Consider the following 16,752-nt stretch of genomic DNA (forward strand, 5'->3'; position numbering starts at 1 on the left):
GAAAAATCCTGCCATCCAAGGTCCAGCGGCGGGAAATAACCGCAAGAAGCTTCCAACTCTGTCAGAGTTGGTGCCCCCCGTCGACGGTGATGATCGAACCGGTCATATAGCGGCTGGCGTCGGAGGCCAGCATCAGCACAACCCCGTCCAGATCCTGCGGTTCGCCAAGGCGCCGCATCGGGTTTCGCCCTTTGAAGTAGCCCCCTGCCGGTCCCTGCAACTGTTCTTCATTGATTCGCGTTGGAAACCAGCCCGGCGAAATCGCGTTGACGCGAATATCGTGCGCGGCCCATTCCAGCGCCAGCGCCCGCGTCATCTGCGTCACGCAGGCCTTGGACATGGAATAAGCGGCAGCGCCCTTCTGCGGACGCTCGCCCAGAATGCTGGTCGTGTTGACGATGGAGCCGCCCTCGCCATGCCGGATCATGCGGCGCGCCGCTTCCTGCGCCACGAAAAAGGCACCGGCGACATTCACCTCGAAAATATGTTCGAGCATGTCGCGCGTCGTATCGAGCGCGCGCGCCATATGCGCAACGCCGGCATTGTTGAAAAGCGCCGTTATCGGTCCGAAACGCGCTTCCGCTTCATCGAAAGCACGGACGATTTCATCCGGATGGGTCACATCCGCCGTGATTTCCAGCACTTCGCCGCCCGAGGGGCAAATGCTTTCCCCTGCATGGGTGCGCGAGATCGAAATCACATGCGCACCGTGCCCTGCCAGCACATGGACCATCCTGAGGCCCAACCCTGAAGAACCACCCGTCACGACAATGACCTTGCCCCTGACGGAGAAAAGCTGATCGTCAGTCATTCATCCCCTCAACTGCCAATCCGTCTTTATTCATTCCTAGATTATCGGAAGCAGCATTTGAACCATCTTCGACCGTAAAAATCAGTCCAAATCAACACAATACACAGAAGGCACAATCAAAAGACCGACCGCAGGGCCGCAGGACGACACCTGTTCGTGATTGCGCACCCGATTGCGGAGAAGTAAGGAACAGAGCAAACAGGGCATTTCCAGTTCGAACTGGATCGCTGGGATTGCCCTTTATCCTTGTTTCTAGGCATTACCTCACGCAAAACCGCTTCATATTCCGAATGGTGGAAACGAACATTATGCCCAAGACTTCTCGCCCTCTCGTCGCCGTACCGACCGATGTGAAGCCATTTGAAAACTACACCTGGCACGCCGCGCCGGAACAATATCTGGCAGCCGCCATCGATGTTGCGGGTGTGACCCCGCTTCTGGTGCCAAGCTTCGGCGACCGGATGGACCTCGACGCCATTCTGGATGCGGTGGACGGCCTTCTCGTCACCGGTTCCAAATCGAACGTTCACCCTGCCCTCTACGGCGTGGAGCCGAATCCGGCCTTTGAGCCTTATGACAATGCCCGCGACGCGACATCGCTGCCGCTGATCCGCGCCGCCATTGAAAAGGGCGTTCCGGTTCTGGCCATCTGCCGCGGCATACAGGAACTGAACGTCGCGCTGGGCGGCACGCTCGCCACCGAAATCCAGGAGCTGGAAGGCCGGATGGACCACCGCGCGCCGGAATCGGAAAGCCAGGCCGAGCGTTTCGCCATCCAGCATCCGATCAAGCTCAACCCGAACTCATGCCTCGCGGAAATCCTGAAGGAAGACAGCGTGCGGGTGAACTCCGTCCACCGGCAGGCGATCGACAGGCTTGCGCCGCAGCTTGAGGTCGAAGCCGTTGCGGAAGACGGAACCATCGAAGCCGTCTCGGTGAAGAATGCGAAGGGATTTGTCGTCGGCGTCCAGTGGCACCCGGAATACTGGGTGCATTCCGATGCCCCTTCCCGCAAGATCTTCGAGGCGTTCGGCGATGCAGTGCGCCGACGCAGATTAGGGGAATAGGGCAGTAGGGCAGTAGGGCAGTAGGGCAGAGAAGGATATGTGCGTCGCGGTCGTCCGCAAGCCAGACATACTCCCCTATTCCCTTATTCCCCTATTCCCTTAACATACTGCCTTACTGCCCTATTGCCTTACTGCCTTAACGTGCCCCGTCTCCGGCACGGGCGTCAGCGCCTCACCAGTGTCGAACCACGCGATGAGATTGTCGATCACCAGATTAGCCATGTCGCGGCGGGTCCGGACCGAGGCGGAGCCGATATGCGGCAGGAGGACCGTGTTCGGCGCATCGAGCAAGGCTTGTGGAACATGCGGCTCGTTTGCAAAGACGTCGAGACCGGCAGCGGCAATCGTTCCGTTCTGCAGCGCTTCGGCAAGCGCGTCTTCATCCACCACCGAACCGCGTCCGATATTGACGAGCACGCCTTCCGGTCCGAGCGCCTTCAGCACGTCCGCATTGACGGCCTTCGCCGTTTCCGCGCCGCCCGGCGCAACCAGAATGAGCGTGTCGACGGCTTCGGCCAGTTCCTTAAGGCTCGGATGATATTCGTAAGTGACATCCGGCGACTTGCGGCGATTGTGATAGGCAATCGGCAGGCCGAATGCCTCAATGCGGCGGGCGACCGCCTTGCCGATGCGGCCAAGGCCGAAAATGCCGACCTTGCGTCCCCGCAGCGAAAGCCGGGACAGTGGATAGCGGCCTTCCTTCACCCAGTTGCCGGCGCGCAGGAATTCCTGCGACTTCGACAATTCGCGCACCGTGTCGATCAGGAGGCCGATGGTCGTATCCGCCACTTCCTCGGTCAGCACATCCGGCGTGTTGGTGACCATGACATTGTTCGCACCGGCATGTTTCGCATCCACCGCGTCGTAGCCGACGCCGAAATTGCCGATGATCTCGAGATTGGGCAAGGCGTCGATCAGCGCCGCATCGACGGACGACATGCTGGCGATGCCCTTCACGTCGCTCGCCCAGGCGGCATCGAGAAGCGCCGTGTCGCCGCGCGCGATACGCTGAACATTGAACTCGCCCGAAAGCCTCTGCACGGCATAGTCGTCGAAATTGCCGAGCACCAGAATTGTCGCGTCGCGTTTTGTCATGGCATTCCTCATGCGTAGAGCATTTCCAGCAAAAGTGCGCAGCGGTTTTGCTTAGGATAATGCGTAAAGAAAACCGACCCCTGGAAGACAGCCGGTGCGGGGGAAATCAGCCGTGTTTCGGCTTGGACGTCGATTGCCGGATATGCAGTTCCGGCTTGATGAGTTCCTGCATCGAGGACACCTCGACGCCGTTCAACTGGTCGAGCAGCGCGCGCGCCGCACGGCGCCCCACCTCGCGCTGGCCGTTCCAGACGGTCGTCAGCGCTGGCGTCGCAATGGCCGCTTCCTCCAGATCGTCATAGCCGGTCACGGAAATGTCCTCGCCCGGCACCAGCCCGGCGCGGGCAATGCCGTTCATCAGGCCGATGGCCGTCAGGTCGTTCCAGCAGACCGCCGCCGTCGGCTTGTCCTTCAGCGCCAGAAATTGCGGCGCGACCTCAAAGCCGCCCTGTTTCGTGCGCGGCCCGGCGATGCGCCAGTCGGGACGAACCTCAAGCCCGGCCTTTTCCATGGCCTGCACATAGCCGCGATAGCGGTCGCGGCCCGTCGAGGTCTGGTCGGTACCGCCGATCATGGCGATGCGCGTGTGCCCCAGCGAAATCAGGTGATTGGTGGCAAGACCGATGCCATAGGCGTCGTCGCCCCGGAACACCGGCGCGTGAACGCCCTCGACGCTGCGCGCGATCAGCACGACCGGCAGGCCGTTATCTTCGGCAAGCTGGATATCTTCCGGCGGGGTGCCGATGGCGGGCGACATGATGACCCCGTCCGCACCGAGCTGCAAAAGCGTATCCATGAAGGTGCGCTGCTTTTCCAGCTGGTCGTAGTGATTGGACAGGATGAAGGTCTGCCGCGACCGGTCCAGTTCCGTTTCGATGGATTTGAGGATTTCCGCGAAGAACGGGTTCATGATGTCATGCACCACGACGCCGACAATGCCGGAACGCGAGGTGCGCAGGCTCGCAGCGCGACGGTTATAGATATAACCGATGGCGCGGGCATGTTCCTTGATCTTCTCGCGGGTCTGGTCGGCAACGAGGGGGCTGTCGCGCAAAGCGAGCGAAACTGTGGCTGTCGAAACACCAAGCGCGTCAGCGATGGTCGATAGCTTTATTTTCTGGGCCAAGTCGCCTCCCCAAATTGGTCCGTGCCGCAGTCGGAGACGCAGCCGCAACCTGACAAGGCAGGACGCGACCGTTCGTCCTGCGAACGGTTATGCCATTGCCATCCTTGAATTGGAAGCATTTTCGATAGCACGCAACCTGAAAAGTGTTTCACGGTTTCCCGCCAAGATGCGCGTCAAAACAAATAGTTAGAGCCGGCGAAAGGGCGGACTTATTCCACCTCGTCCTCTTCCAGCACTTCCGTTTCCGGTTCTTCCGCAAGGCGCACGACGCCACGAAGCGCAAGATTGCTCTCCATCCGGCTCAGCATCTTGAGGAAGGTCTTGCGATCCTTCTTGTCGAGGCCTTTCAGCATGTCCTTCTCGGTCTTGCGAATGGACTTCTCGATTGCCTTGATGGTCTCCAGACCAGCCTGCGTGAGATAGATATGCGACTGGCGCTGATCGGTTTCCGAGGCGCGCTTGGCGACGAAACCCTGGCTTTGCAGGCGCGCAATGGTTTTGGTGATGGTGGGCGGACGCACACCCAGGCGCTGCGCCAGAACGCCGGGCGTCAGCCCGTCCTCGGCCGCCAGTTGCAGCATGACCGCATCCTGCCCCGCATAGAGCCCCTGCTCCAGAAGCCGCGTGGCCAGCACCGTCCGCGACAGCCTCGCCACGGATTGCAGCCGGTAAAGTACAACCGCCTTATTGTCCTTGCTCATCGCCACCTCGCCCTTGTTTCTTTGGAGCACATCCCCGAAAAGCGAAACGGTTTCGGACGAGGTGCCTGTTCAAAATAAACTATTTCCTGTCGCCTGATCGATAGTCCCGTCCATTCATATATCGTAAAATATTGTCCGACTTATGAAACAACAAGGCCCGGTTGCTGTCATGGCTAACGAGCGTTAGGGTCTCAGGCTCGAAGAAAAGAATAAAGCGAGGAAAACATGACCGATCTGCGCGAGCAAAACAGCGACATGATTGTCGTCCTGCCCCTTGGCGCTCACGAACAGCATGGACCTCACCTGCCGTTTGAAACGGATACGATCATCGCCGAAGGCATTGTCGCGCGCGTCAGCGATGCGCTGCCCGCCGAACTCAACGTCAATTTCCTGCCCGCCCAGCCGGTCGGCTATTCCATTGAGCACATGGACACGGAAGGAACCCAGAGCCTCGCCTATGCCGAGGCCGTGAACCAGTGGATCGGCATCGGTGAAAATCTTCATGCGGGCGGCATCCGCAAACTGGTCATGCTGAACGCGCATGGCGGAAATTCGCCCCTGATGACGATTGTCGCGACGGAGCTGCGCACACGGCTCGACATGCTTGCCGTTGCCACGAGCTGGACCCGCTTCGGCCTGCCGGAAGGCCTGATCACGCCGGAGGAAAAGGCGCTCGACATTCACGGCGGCTTCATCGAGACATCGGTGATGCTGGCCCTGCGCCCCGATCTGGTGGACATGTCGAAGGCGCGCAATTTCTCCAATGCCCAGTCACGCTATGCCGAGGAGTTCAGGTTCCTGCGCGCTTACGGCCCGCATGCCTTCGGCTGGAAGATGCACGATCTCAACCCGGAAGGCGTTGCCGGCAACGCCGCCGCCGCAACGGCGGAAGCCGGGGAAAAGCTGATCGCCAACGCGGTCGCCGGTTTCATCGACCTGCTGCGCGATGTCGACAGGTTCGATCTTGCCCGGTTCAAATCGCAACGTCTCGCCAGTCAGGCGAGCTGAGCCCGGATATATCGGGATGGGCACGCTCGTCGCACGAAGGGAACATGCCGAGGCATGGGCGCAATTGCGCCATGCGCTCTGGCCCGACACCAGCCTTGAGCAGCATCTGCAGGAGATTTACGAGACGCTCGATCAGGAGGACCCTGATGCCGTAACATTCATCGCGGAAAGCGCTGGCGGTCAGATCGCAGGCTTCGCGGAGGCAGCGTTGCGGCGCGACTATGTCAACGGCTGCGGGACATCGCCTGTCCTGTTCCTCGAGGGAATCTACGTCTCTCCTGAATATCGCCAGCGTGGCACCGCGCGCTTGCTTTGCGAGGCAATCGCAAACTGGGGCCGGGAAAAAGGCTGCACCGAATTTGCCTCCGACGTTCTGCTCGAAAACCGGGACAGCCAGAGCTTTCACACGGCGCTGGGTTTTGATGAAACGGAGCGGGTGATCTTCTATCGGAAACTTCTTTAGAGGGGTGAGATCTGACGTCCGCATACGGCAAGCTTCGGGAAAAGCCACTGCCATCATCGTGAACGACGAGAATGTAATATTATAGCATTGCATATGGCATTCACGCCGCCCTTCCCTTATATGAATTGTCCTATCCGGGGTTTCGGTGCCGTGCCGCTTCGCGCTGGCTGCCCTCGACCCCGACTTCACAAGGCCACAACTTCAAGAGGCATGACCATGAGCCAGGCTGAAGCCCAAACCGAAGCTCCGTCTGAAACCAAGACGACCACTGAAGCTGGCCGCATCCCCGTGACCGTTCTGACGGGTTATCTGGGTTCGGGCAAGACCACCCTTCTCAACCGCATCCTGACCGAGAACCACGGCAAGCGTTATGCCGTCATCGTCAATGAATTCGGCGAGATCGGCATCGACAACGACCTGATCGTCGAGTCGGACGAAGAAATCTACGAAATGAACAATGGCTGCATCTGCTGCACCGTGCGCGGCGACCTGATCCGCGTGGTGGAAGGCCTGATGCGCCGCCCGGGCCGTTTCGACGCCATCATCGTGGAGACCACCGGCCTTGCCGACCCGGTTCCGGTCGCGCAGACCTTCTTCATGGATGACGATGTGCGCGCCAAGACCGGCCTCGACGCGGTTGTCGCCCTTGTCGATGCCAAGCACCTGCCGCTGCGTCTGAAGGACAGCCGCGAGGCGGAAGACCAGATCGCCTTTGCCGACGTGGTGCTCATCAACAAGACCGACCTTGTCACGCCGCAGGAACTGGCCGCCATCGAGGCGACCGTGCGCGCCATCAACCCGCACGCCATCATCCACCGCACCGAGCGCGCCTCCATCCCGCTCGACCGCGTGCTGGATCGCGGCGCCTTCGACCTCAAGCGCGTTCTGGACAACGATCCGCACTTCCTCGACCACGACCATCCCGACCACGTATGCGGACCGGATTGCGATCACGATCACCATGATCATGACCACCATGGACACCATCACCATGCGCATGATCACGACCATGATCATCACCACGACCACGACCATGTGTGCGGCCCTGATTGCGATCATGACCATCATCACCACCACGATCACGCCTCGCCGATCCATGATGTGACGGTGAAGTCGGTATCGCTGAGGGCAGGTGAAATCGACCCGGCGAAATTCTTCCCGTGGATACAGAACATCACCCAGACGCAGGGACCGAACATCCTGCGCCTCAAGGGCATCATCGCTTTCAAGGACGACCCGGACCGCTATGTGGTGCAGGGCGTGCACATGATCATCGAAGGCGATCACCAGCGCGCCTGGAAGGAAGACGAAAAGCGGGAAAGCCGCCTCGTCTTCATCGGACGCGAACTCGACCCCGCCGCCCTGAAGGCCGGTTTCGAGAATAGCCAGGCGAAATAAGCCTCCGGTTCGGACTGAACCGGGAGCGCCCCCTGTTTCCTCTTGCGCATTTCCAGTAACCGCTCCAAAGCTTTGCTGGAAATGCCCTCATCAATAAACAATACCGGAAGCCGATGCCTACAGTAGCTCCGCTCGACCTTGAAGGTCATTGTCTTTATGCGCGCTTTGTCGGCGGCATTCCCTTCTTCGCCATGGCCGATGGCGCGATCCATCAGCTTAACAATGGAAGCAGGACCTTTGCCGCCCATGACGGGCTGTTGAGCGCGACCGTTTCCGTTGATGGAAAATCGCTCATCACCGGCGGCGAAGACGGTCGCGTGTGCCGCACCGACGTCGATGGAACGGTGAGCGAACTTGCAAAGGTTCCGCGCAAATGGATGACCGCTGTCGCAGCAGGCCCCGGCGGAACTGTCGGTTTTGCGTCTGGCCGCACTGCGTGGGTGCGCACGTCCGACGGCAAGGTGCAGGAATTTGCGCAGGAACGCAGCGTCGAAGCCATCGCCTTTGCGCCGAAGGGCCAGCGGCTGGCGATTGCACGCTATAACGGCGCAACGCTGATCTGGACCGGCACGGCGGCAAAGCCCGTCGAACTGGAATGGAAAGGCGCGCATATCGGGGTGATCTTCTCGCCCGATGGCCGCTTCCTCATCACCTCGATGCAGGAAAATGCGCTGCATGGCTGGCGTCTCGAAGATACCAAGCACATGCGCATGACCGGCTATCCGGCCAAGGTGAAGGACTGGTCTTGGAGCGCCAAGGCCAAGTGGCTCGCCACTTCCGGCGCGCCCGCGGCAATCGTCTGGCCTTTTGCGGGCAAGGACGGCCCGATGGGCAAGGCTCCCCTGGAGCTTGGCCTTCGCGGCGACAGCATGGTGACATCGGTTGCCTGCCACCCGGTCGAGGACATTGCGGCCATTGGCTATAATGACGGCATGATCCTGATCGCACGTTTCGCCGACAGCAAGGAAGTCCTCCTGCGCCGCCCCGGCAAGGGCGCAATCACCAGCATGGGCTGGGATGAACAGGGCCACCGCCTCGTCTTCGGCTCGGAGGCCGGGGATTGCGGCGTGGTTTCGATAGCCGATTAGGGCAGTAGGGCAGTAGGGCAGAGAAGGCTATGTGCGTTGCGATCGTCCGCAACCTAAAAACATACTCCCCTACTCCCTTATTCCCCTACTCCCTTAACATACTGCCCTATTGCCTTATTGCCTTACTGCCTTTTCATCGAGACCGCCGGTGCGCCATCCGGTCCGAGCGACGCGACCCATTGGCTGATGGCCGCGACATCCTTTTCGCCCAGCATATGATCCGCATCGATGGTGCGGGCGTCGACGCGCGCGCCGCCGGAGCGCAGAAGCGCTGAAAGCGCTGGCGCAAAGGGCGAATAAAGCTTGTCATCCTCGCCCGTGATGGTCAGAACGCGCGCCTTGCTCAGATTGGCGGCGGGCGCATTGTCCAGAACCGGCATCGAACGCATGAGGACAGCCCGCTTCACCAGATCGGGGTGGAGCATCATCGTCGCCGCCAGAAGATTGGCGCCGTTCGAATAGCCCACGAAGGTTGCGTGGGTGAGGTCGAGTTCCTTGTCGTCGGCCAGTCGCGTGAGGAAGGTCACGAAGGCATTGGCTTCGAGCTTGATATCCTTCTGGTCGAACTTTACGGGCGTGATGCGCTTGTACCAGCGCGTGCCGCCATCCTGCATCACGCGGCCACGAATGCCGAGCAGCGTGGCCCGCGGCCAGATTTTGGATGCCATCGGCACGAGGCTGGTTTCATTTCCGCCCGAACCGTGCAGCAGGATCACCAGTTCACTGGAGGCGTTTTCCGGCTTGTAGAAGCGATGGATGAACTGCCTGCTGCGCGAAAAATTCTGTTCCGGCGTCGTTTCCGTATCCATCTTCTTCTCGCGCATTGTCACCCCTTCACCCAGCTTGGGAGCGCCCTGCTCTTCTTTCATCGATGCGGCGATGGCGCTCAGGGCCTTGCCCTGACCGTTGGTCGAAACGGGCTGTCCCTCAGCCAGAGCCGAGCCAGCCGCCACCGTGAATGCAGCTGCCGCCAAAGCGGCCATAAACATCTTCTTTACCATGATCTCAACATAGCCAATGAGACGTTAACGAAGGTTTGAAGGCAGCTCTTCCCGGGTGCGTCCCCACCCCTGCCGGCGATAGCGAATTTAGTCCGAAGTCGCTCGTTCGGTTGCGCTAATGTAATGCGGTTAACAGCAGAGTTTTAGCGAGAATATGGCAGAATGCACGAAAAGTTACATCGTGTTACATTCTGTTACGCATTCACGCGGCTTCAACAATGCGTGACCACCGCACTGGCCGCAGATTATCCATGCTTTTGACGCCTTTACGTGGAATCATGTCTGCAACTTGAGGGTCAATTATTTTGGAAGTGGGAACGACAATGAGCAGCTTCAAACCGGGGCGTTTTTCATCCGCCCGCCTCACTTATGATGCGGTGACGCCCAAAAGCCTCTATCTCAACCGCCGCTCGTTCATGGTTGGCGCCGGCGCCCTCGCCGCCGCTGGCATTGCCTCTTCGGCTTTTGCCGAACCGCTGAAGGCCAAGGCTTCCGCCTATAAGGTGGACGAGAAGCTGACGCCGCAGGATGCCGTCACGACCTACAATAATTTCTACGAGTTCGGCACGGACAAGAGCGACCCTTCCGCCAATTCCGGCAATTACAAGCCGCTGCCCTGGAAGCTCACCGTCGACGGCCTCGTCAAGCAGCCGAAGGAATTCGACATTCAGGATCTGATTGCCCGGATGCCGCTTGAAGAGCGCATCTATCGGATGCGCTGCGTCGAGGCGTGGTCGATGGTCATTCCGTGGATCGGATTTCCGCTCGCAAGCCTGCTGGCGCAGGTGGAGCCGCTCGGTTCGGCCAAATACATCGCCTTTACCGGCCTCGTGCGACCGGAGGAAATGCCGGGCCAGACCGGCCTCTTTCAGGTTCTCGACTGGCCCTATATCGAGGGCCTGCGCCTTGACGAGGCCATGCATCCGCTGACCATCCTCTCGGTCGGCCTTTACGGCGAGACATTGCCCAATGCGAACGGCGCGCCGATCCGGCTGGTCGTGCCGTGGAAATACGGCTTCAAGGGGATCAAGGCGATCACCAAAATCAGCTTCGTCGAAAAGCAGCCGCCAACCTCGTGGCAGCAGCAGGCCGCCAACGAATATGGTTTCTACGCCAATGTGAACCCGGAGGTCGACCATCCGCGCTGGAGCCAGGCGACCGAGCGGCGCATCGGCGAAGGCGGCTTTCTGGGCTCGGGCCGACGCCCGACATTGCCGTTCAACGGCTATGGCGAGGAAGTCGCATCGCTTTATGCGGGCATGGACCTGAAGGTGAATTACTGACATGGCGGCAGCGACCCGGACAGAGCGGAAGAAAACAATCCGGCCCGGTGAATGGAAAATCTGGCTGCTTTACGCGGTCGGTCTCGTCCCGGCTGTCTGGACCTTCTATCTGGGCGCAAGCGGCAATCTCGGCGCCGATCCGGTCAAGACCTTTGAACACACGCTCGGCCTGTGGGCGCTGCGCTTCCTCATTCTCACCCTCATGGTCACGCCGATCCGCGACCTGACCGGCATTGCGCTGCTGCGCTACCGCCGGGCGCTCGGTCTCCTCGCCTTCTATTATGCGCTGATGCACTTCGCCACCTACATGCTGCTGGATCAGGGCCTGAATATTTCCGCCATCGTCACCGATATCGTGCGGCGGCCCTTCATCACCATCGGCATGATCAGCCTTGTTCTGCTGGTGCCGCTGGCGCTTACCTCCAACAACTGGTCGATCCGCAAGCTCGGGCGGCGCTGGAACAGCCTGCACAAGCTGGTCTATCTGGCAATCGCGGGCGGCGCGATCCATTTCATCATGTCGGTGAAAAGCTGGCCTGCCGAACCGGTCATCTATGCCGGGATCGTCGGCGCGCTGCTGCTGTGGCGTCTGGTGCGTCCGCACGCCCGCAACCGCAAGCCTGTTTCCCGCCCGCGCGGCGAAGCAATCGCGGCAAAGAAATAAGCCGCCAGCGAGAGCCTTTTTGCAAGAATTCTAATATAGAATCTAAATTTCGTGTTCCCACACTTACCCCCATGACATGACGATGCAAATCATGTCAGTATCGCCGCGATTTCCGCACACGGAATAGTTCCCGGCGGCGGCAACTGACGAATACGGAATGCATATGTCTTCTCTCCTGAAATCGGCTCCCGTCCGCATCGCAGGCAAATTCGTCTTCATTCTATTCACCCTTGTCTTTGCGATCTGGGCCAGCTTCGCCATGTGGTTCCAGCTGCCCTTCGGCGATGCCATGCGCGGCTCCGTCATCGCCATCTGGCTTCTGATCGCCCTTGCGGTGATTATAGGCGAAAGACATTACAGCTGCTGGCGCAGGCGGCTCTTCTTCTGCCTTCTTGCGCTGGCGATGCTGGCGGCCTGGTCCACGGTGCGCCCGTCCCTCAACCGCATCTGGGCGCCCGATGTTGCCCGCACGGTGACCGGGCAGGTCAATGGCGATCTCGTCACCCTTTCCAATGTCCGCGATTTCATCTGGCGGACGACGGAGGATTTCACGCCCAACTGGAAGGAAGAAACCTACGACCTCAGCAAGATCACATCGGTCGACGTCTTTCTTTCCTACTGGTCGAGCCCGGCTATCGCCCACACACTTCTGTCGTTCGGCTTCGAGGATGGCCGTCATGTGGTGTTTTCAGGCGAAATCCGCCGCGAGCATCACGAGGTCTTTTCCGCCATTGCCGGGTTCTTCCGCCAGTTCGAGCTGGCGATGATCGCGGCGGAAGAACGCGATATCATTTATCTGCGCACCAATGTCCGCAAGGAAAATGTCTATCGCTATCGCGTCAATCTGCCGCCCGCAGGCGCGCGCGAACTCTTCCTCTCCTATGTCACGCTGGGCAATCAACTGGCCGAGCAGCCGAAATTCTACAATACGCTGACCGCGAACTGCACCACGATCATCTTCCACATGGCGCGGGTGCTGGACCCGAACTTCCCCTTCGATTACCGCATTCTTCTGTCAGGCTTCCTGCCCGGCTATCTGTACGATCACGGCTGGCTGGAGAATGGCGGCACGCTGGAGGAACTGCGCCAGCGCGCATCGATCGATGCAAGGGCGCTGGCAGGCGGACGCGACGGCTTTTCGGAGCGCATACGCGAATAGGGCATTTCCGGCAAAAGTGCGAAGGGTTTGGTCGGCACTGCCGACGGGAACCGCTCATGAAAACCCCGCCGAAGCCGTAACTTCGACGGGGTAATCTTTTATGGGCCAGATTACACCGCGGCGGTGATGATGATCTCGACCTTGTAGTCAGGCGTTGCCAGCGCTGCCTCGCCGGTGGCGCGTGCAGGCGTGTGAGCCGGATCGACCCATGCATCCCAGACGGCGTTCATTTCGGCAAAGTCCTTCATGTCGGCGAGCCAGATGATGGCCTGAAGGATCTTGGTCTTGTCGGAGCCCGCTTCCTTGAGAAGACGGTCCACCTCGGCCAGAACGGCCTTGGTCTGGTCTGTGACGCTGGCGCCAGGATTTCCCACCTGACCGGCGAGATAAACGGTGTTGCCGTGAATGACGGCCTGGCTCATGCGCGGGCCGACTCCGATGCGACGGATGCTCATGGTGGACTCCTCTCGATACTGCTCTTCCGCGGGCATGGCCCGCATGTGAAAATGTTGCGTATCCTTATTAAAGCCCTGATCCGCTTTGGCAATGCCAATGCCAGCCTGAATGATGCTATTTCAGTGAAAACAGCATTTCCCGCAAAAGCGTGGAGCGCCCACGCGGGGAAATCCGTTCATTCGACTGGTTTCTATCCGGCTGCGATGCGCAGTATAATGCGACGAAATAGCCGGCGCGGCTCCGGCAAGCTCGTTTTGACCGAACCGCTCTCCAGGAGGAGGAAAGCATGGCGCAACCGCTCGCCGAGATTTACCGCGACTATATCGCATGCCTGAACCGGCAGGACTGGGACGACCTCGGACTTTATGTGCATGAAGAGGCTGTGCACAATGGCAGGGCATTGGGCCTTGATGGCTATCGCAGGATGCTGGAACAGGATTTCGAGGCCATCCCCGACCTGCGCTTCAACATAGAGTTTCTTGTCAGCGAGCCGCCCCGCATCGCCAGCCGCCTGCAATTCGACTGCACGCCAAAGGGGATGCTGTTCGGGTTGCCGGTCAACGGCAGGCGGGTGCGGTTCGCCGAAAATGTTTTCTACGAGTTCGAGAATACGCTGATAAGACGGGTCTGTTCGGTCATCGACAAGGCGGCGATTGAAGCGCAGCTGTGATCATATGGCGATGGCGGCCGATGACAGCCCATGACAGCCCATGATGACAGCCCATGATGACAGCCCATGATGACGGCCCATGATGACGGCATTGACTCTTTCCCGCCCTCACCCTATAAGCCGCGTCACGTTCGCCCGCGCGGTTTTACGGATGGTTTTGTGCTGTCCATCGCAAGGGAAAGAACCAGCTCCTGTTCAATAGAGCATGACCCCGAAAGTGAATAACGGTTTCGGACAAGGTCATGTTCAACGGAAAAACAGAATCAAGAAGGGCCGCACACCGCGGTATTAAATAAATGAAGCGCACTTACCAGCCATCCAAGATCGTCCGCAAGCGTCGTCACGGTTTCCGTGCACGCATGGCAACCACCGGCGGCCGCAAGGTTCTCGCCGCTCGCCGTTCGCGCGGCCGTAAGCGGCTTTCCGCTTAATCTTTTCCCGCGCTGTCGCGCGGTGACTAAAGAAATGAACAAGCCGAAACAAATACTCCGCCTTCGCAAGAGAGCGGAGTTTTTGGCTTTGAGGAATGGTGAAAAGCGACGTGGTCCACTGTTTCTTCTTGAAGTCCGGGAACGGACCGAAGAGGAATCGCAAGCCGCCAGGATCGGCGACAAACCCCGTGCAGGTTTCACCGTAACGAAGAAGAACGGCAACGCCGTGATAAGAAACCGCATCCGCCGCAGGCTCAGAGAAGCGGTTCGTTGTCACGCAGGGCGTGACATGGCGCCTTCGACCGACTATGTGATCGTAGCGCGCGAGCAAGCCCTCACTGCGCCCTTTTCGCGACTGACCGAAGAACTCTCCCGCCGCATCAAGGCGAAGGGTGAACGGCGGGGCGATGGGAAACGCCGAACGGAAAGACCGGAATCAGGACCCGTCAATGGAAAATAATCGTAATTTCTTCATCACCATTGCCCTGTCCATCCTCGTGCTGACGCTGTGGCAAGTGTTTTATCTGGGTCCGAAATCGGAAGCCCAGCGGGAGCAGGCACGCATTGAGGAGCAGCAGCAGCAAAAACAACAGGCGACGCAGCAGCAGGCGCAAGGTGGTCAGAACGGCGACACGCCGCAGATGCCCGCCGCCTCCGGGAACGTTCCCGGTCACAGCGATGTCGCAGCCGGCGGCGGCACGCTGACCCGCGAGGCAGCCGTTGCCCAGACGCAGCGCATCGAAATCGACACGCCTTCGCTGCGCGGTTCGATCAACCTGACCGGCGCCCGCCTCGACGACATCTTCCTGAAGAACTATCACGAGACCGTCGACAACAATTCGCCGAACATCGAACTGCTCGCGCCGTCGCCGCTGCAGCAGGGCTATTTCGTCGAACTGGGCTTCACCGGCAACGAGACCACCGGTCCCGTTCCCGGACCGAACACGGTCTGGACCGTGGAAGGCAACAACAGGCTGACGCAGACGACGCCCGTTACGCTGACCTATACCAACGAGAAGAACATCACCTTCAAGCGCATCATCTCGGTCGACGAATCCTACATGTTCTCGGTCGAGGATACGATCGTGAACAATTCCGGTGCGCCGATCTCGCTTGCCTCCTATGGCCGCGTGACCCGCTTCAACCAGCCCGAACATGCCAGCGCCACCTATGTGCTGCATGAGGGCCTGATCGGCGTCATGGGTCAGGACGGCCTGCAGGAAATCAAATATTCCAAGATCGAGGACAACAAGGACATCTCGTTCAAGGATGTCCAGGGCGGCTGGCTCGGCATCACCGACAAGTACTGGGCGGCGACGCTCATTCCGCCGCAGGACGAAAAGTTCACTGGCCGTTTCTCGCATTTCACCAATGACCGTCCGCGCTATCAGGCCGATTTCCTCGGTGCGCCGATGACCATTGCGCCGGGCCAGACCCAGACGGTGAAGAACCATGTCTTCGCAGGCGCGAAAGTGGTTTCCCTCATCAAGAACTACGAGGAAACGCTTGGCATCAAGCAGTTTGAACTGCTGATCGACTGGGGCTGGTTCTACTTCATCACTAAGCCGATGTTCTATCTCATCGACTGGATCTACAAGTTCTCCGGCAATTTCGGCGTCGCCATTCTGGTCGTCACCGTTCTGCTGAAGGGCCTGTTCTTCCCGCTTGCCAACAAGTCGTACAAGTCGATGGCACGCATGAAGCTGGTGCAGCCGAAGCTCACTGAAATCCGCGAGAAATATGCGGATGACAAGATGCGGCAGCAGCAGGAGATGATGAAGCTCTACAAGGAAGAGAAGATCAATCCTCTGGCCGGTTGCTGGCCGGTGCTGGTGCAGATTCCGGTGTTCTTCGCGCTTTACAAGGTGCTCTATGTCACCATCGAAATGCGCCACGCGCCGTTCTTCGGCTGGATCCAGGACCTTGCAGCGCCCGATCCGACCTCGCTCTTCAACCTGTTCGGCCTGCTGCCTTTCGCCGTGCCGCACTTCCTGATGATCGGCGTCTGGCCGCTTCTGATGGGCATCACCATGTTCCTGCAGATGCGCATGAACCCGACGCCTCCGGACCCGACGCAGGCTGCCATCTTCACCTGGATGCCGGTGATCTTCACCTTCATGCTGGCTTCGTTCCCGGCTGGTCTGGTGATCTACTGGGCATGGAACAACCTGCTCTCCATCACCCAGCAGGGCATCATCATGAAGCGCCAGGGCGTGAAGATCGAGCTCTTCGACAATCTCAAGAGCCTCTTCAAGCGAAAGCCGAAAGAGGCGAAGAAATAGACTTGAAAGAACCCCGCTTCGGCGGGGTTTTTGTACCCTCATGTTGACA

18 protein-coding genes are annotated in these 16,752 nt (G+C 59.5%); 12 read left to right on the plus strand and 6 right to left on the minus strand.

The genetic code is table 11. From position 1 onward, the window contains the following. Window positions 1-61: 61 nt before the first annotated feature. Complete coding sequence (locus JNC63_RS17730) at window positions 62-811, minus strand: SDR family NAD(P)-dependent oxidoreductase (RefSeq protein ID WP_374846600.1); 750 nt, start codon at window positions 809-811, stop codon at window positions 62-64. Between the two features lie 308 nt (window positions 812-1,119). Here JNC63_RS17730 and JNC63_RS17735 point away from each other — a divergent pair, with 308 nt between their 5' ends. Next, on the plus strand, window positions 1,120-1,878 hold the full coding sequence (locus JNC63_RS17735; RefSeq protein ID WP_006471196.1) for a gamma-glutamyl-gamma-aminobutyrate hydrolase family protein: 759 nt from the start codon (window positions 1,120-1,122) through the stop codon (window positions 1,876-1,878). A 120-nt stretch (window positions 1,879-1,998) separates the two neighbouring features. Here JNC63_RS17735 and JNC63_RS17740 read toward each other — a convergent pair whose 3' ends face one another. The 3 genes from JNC63_RS17740 to JNC63_RS17750 all read right to left on the minus strand — a co-directional run bounded on the left by JNC63_RS17740 (window position 1,999) and on the right by JNC63_RS17750 (window position 4,800). Further along, on the minus strand, window positions 1,999-2,973 hold the full coding sequence (locus tag JNC63_RS17740; RefSeq protein WP_063881575.1) for a 2-hydroxyacid dehydrogenase: 975 nt from the start codon (window positions 2,971-2,973) through the stop codon (window positions 1,999-2,001). 106 nt (window positions 2,974-3,079) lie between these two features. Further along, entirely contained in the window at window positions 3,080-4,099 is a 1,020-nt protein-coding gene (locus JNC63_RS17745; RefSeq protein WP_006471199.1) for a LacI family DNA-binding transcriptional regulator, read from the minus strand. A gap of 209 nt (window positions 4,100-4,308) precedes the next feature. Continuing rightward, window positions 4,309-4,800, minus strand: coding sequence for a MarR family winged helix-turn-helix transcriptional regulator (locus JNC63_RS17750; RefSeq protein ID WP_063881516.1), 492 nt, complete (start codon window positions 4,798-4,800; stop codon window positions 4,309-4,311). Between the two features lie 225 nt (window positions 4,801-5,025). On the opposite strand from JNC63_RS17750, the gene JNC63_RS17755 reads away from it, so the two are divergent. The 4 genes from JNC63_RS17755 (at window position 5,026) to JNC63_RS17770 (ending at window position 8,757) form a co-directional block, all read left to right on the plus strand. Continuing rightward, window positions 5,026-5,808 carry a creatininase family protein gene (locus JNC63_RS17755; protein WP_063881517.1) on the plus strand — a complete coding sequence of 261 codons (783 nt, stop codon included), beginning with the start codon at window positions 5,026-5,028 and terminating at the stop codon, window positions 5,806-5,808. A gap of 16 nt (window positions 5,809-5,824) precedes the next feature. Further along, complete coding sequence (gene aac(6') / locus JNC63_RS17760; RefSeq protein ID WP_063881518.1) at window positions 5,825-6,271, plus strand: aminoglycoside 6'-N-acetyltransferase; 447 nt, start codon at window positions 5,825-5,827, stop codon at window positions 6,269-6,271. A 216-nt stretch (window positions 6,272-6,487) separates the two neighbouring features. Continuing rightward, complete coding sequence (locus tag JNC63_RS17765; RefSeq protein WP_031346844.1) at window positions 6,488-7,669, plus strand: CobW family GTP-binding protein; 1,182 nt, start codon at window positions 6,488-6,490, stop codon at window positions 7,667-7,669. Window positions 7,670-7,782: 113 nt separating this feature from the next. Next, the gene (locus tag JNC63_RS17770; protein ID WP_063881519.1) at window positions 7,783-8,757 is read left to right on the plus strand and encodes a WD40 repeat domain-containing protein; all 975 of its coding nucleotides are present in this window, start codon (window positions 7,783-7,785) and stop codon (window positions 8,755-8,757) included. A 122-nt stretch (window positions 8,758-8,879) separates the two neighbouring features. Here JNC63_RS17770 and JNC63_RS17775 read toward each other — a convergent pair whose 3' ends face one another. After that, complete coding sequence (locus tag JNC63_RS17775) at window positions 8,880-9,758, minus strand: alpha/beta hydrolase (RefSeq protein WP_006467559.1); 879 nt, start codon at window positions 9,756-9,758, stop codon at window positions 8,880-8,882. 323 nt (window positions 9,759-10,081) lie between these two features. Here JNC63_RS17775 and msrP point away from each other — a divergent pair, with 323 nt between their 5' ends. From msrP to JNC63_RS17790, 3 genes are all read left to right on the plus strand, one after another. Continuing rightward, the gene (msrP, locus tag JNC63_RS17780) at window positions 10,082-11,041 is read left to right on the plus strand and encodes a protein-methionine-sulfoxide reductase catalytic subunit MsrP (RefSeq protein WP_063881520.1); all 960 of its coding nucleotides are present in this window, start codon (window positions 10,082-10,084) and stop codon (window positions 11,039-11,041) included. 1 nt (window position 11,042) lies between these two features. Next, the gene (gene msrQ / locus JNC63_RS17785) at window positions 11,043-11,705 is read left to right on the plus strand and encodes a protein-methionine-sulfoxide reductase heme-binding subunit MsrQ (RefSeq protein ID WP_063881521.1); all 663 of its coding nucleotides are present in this window, start codon (window positions 11,043-11,045) and stop codon (window positions 11,703-11,705) included. A gap of 157 nt (window positions 11,706-11,862) precedes the next feature. Next, the gene (locus tag JNC63_RS17790) at window positions 11,863-12,864 is read left to right on the plus strand and encodes an Lnb N-terminal periplasmic domain-containing protein (RefSeq protein WP_063881522.1); all 1,002 of its coding nucleotides are present in this window, start codon (window positions 11,863-11,865) and stop codon (window positions 12,862-12,864) included. Window positions 12,865-12,974: 110 nt separating this feature from the next. Here the strand turns inward: JNC63_RS17790 and JNC63_RS17795 are convergent, their stop codons facing one another. Beyond that, the gene (locus tag JNC63_RS17795; protein WP_006472300.1) at window positions 12,975-13,319 is read right to left on the minus strand and encodes a RidA family protein; all 345 of its coding nucleotides are present in this window, start codon (window positions 13,317-13,319) and stop codon (window positions 12,975-12,977) included. Between the two features lie 287 nt (window positions 13,320-13,606). Here JNC63_RS17795 and JNC63_RS17800 point away from each other — a divergent pair, with 287 nt between their 5' ends. From JNC63_RS17800 to yidC, 4 genes are all read left to right on the plus strand, one after another. Then, window positions 13,607-13,990 (plus strand): ester cyclase, encoded by a 384-nt coding sequence (locus JNC63_RS17800; protein ID WP_063881523.1) that lies wholly within the window; start codon window positions 13,607-13,609, stop codon window positions 13,988-13,990. Window positions 13,991-14,286: 296 nt separating this feature from the next. Next, a complete protein-coding gene (rpmH, locus tag JNC63_RS17805; RefSeq protein ID WP_006467565.1) occupies window positions 14,287-14,421 on the plus strand; it encodes a 50S ribosomal protein L34 in 135 nt (44 codons plus the stop codon). 34 nt (window positions 14,422-14,455) lie between these two features. Then, the gene (gene rnpA / locus JNC63_RS17810) at window positions 14,456-14,881 is read left to right on the plus strand and encodes a ribonuclease P protein component (RefSeq protein ID WP_036565519.1); all 426 of its coding nucleotides are present in this window, start codon (window positions 14,456-14,458) and stop codon (window positions 14,879-14,881) included. Beyond that, window positions 14,871-16,703, plus strand: a complete 1,833-nt coding sequence (gene yidC, locus JNC63_RS17815) for a membrane protein insertase YidC (protein ID WP_063881524.1) — start codon at window positions 14,871-14,873, stop codon at window positions 16,701-16,703. The genes rnpA and yidC overlap by 11 nt, the downstream gene beginning before the upstream one ends. Window positions 16,704-16,752 lie beyond the last annotated feature (49 nt).

Source organism: Brucella ciceri, from assembly GCF_041930145.1.
Taxonomy (GTDB): Bacteria; Pseudomonadota; Alphaproteobacteria; order Rhizobiales; family Rhizobiaceae; genus Brucella; species Brucella intermedia.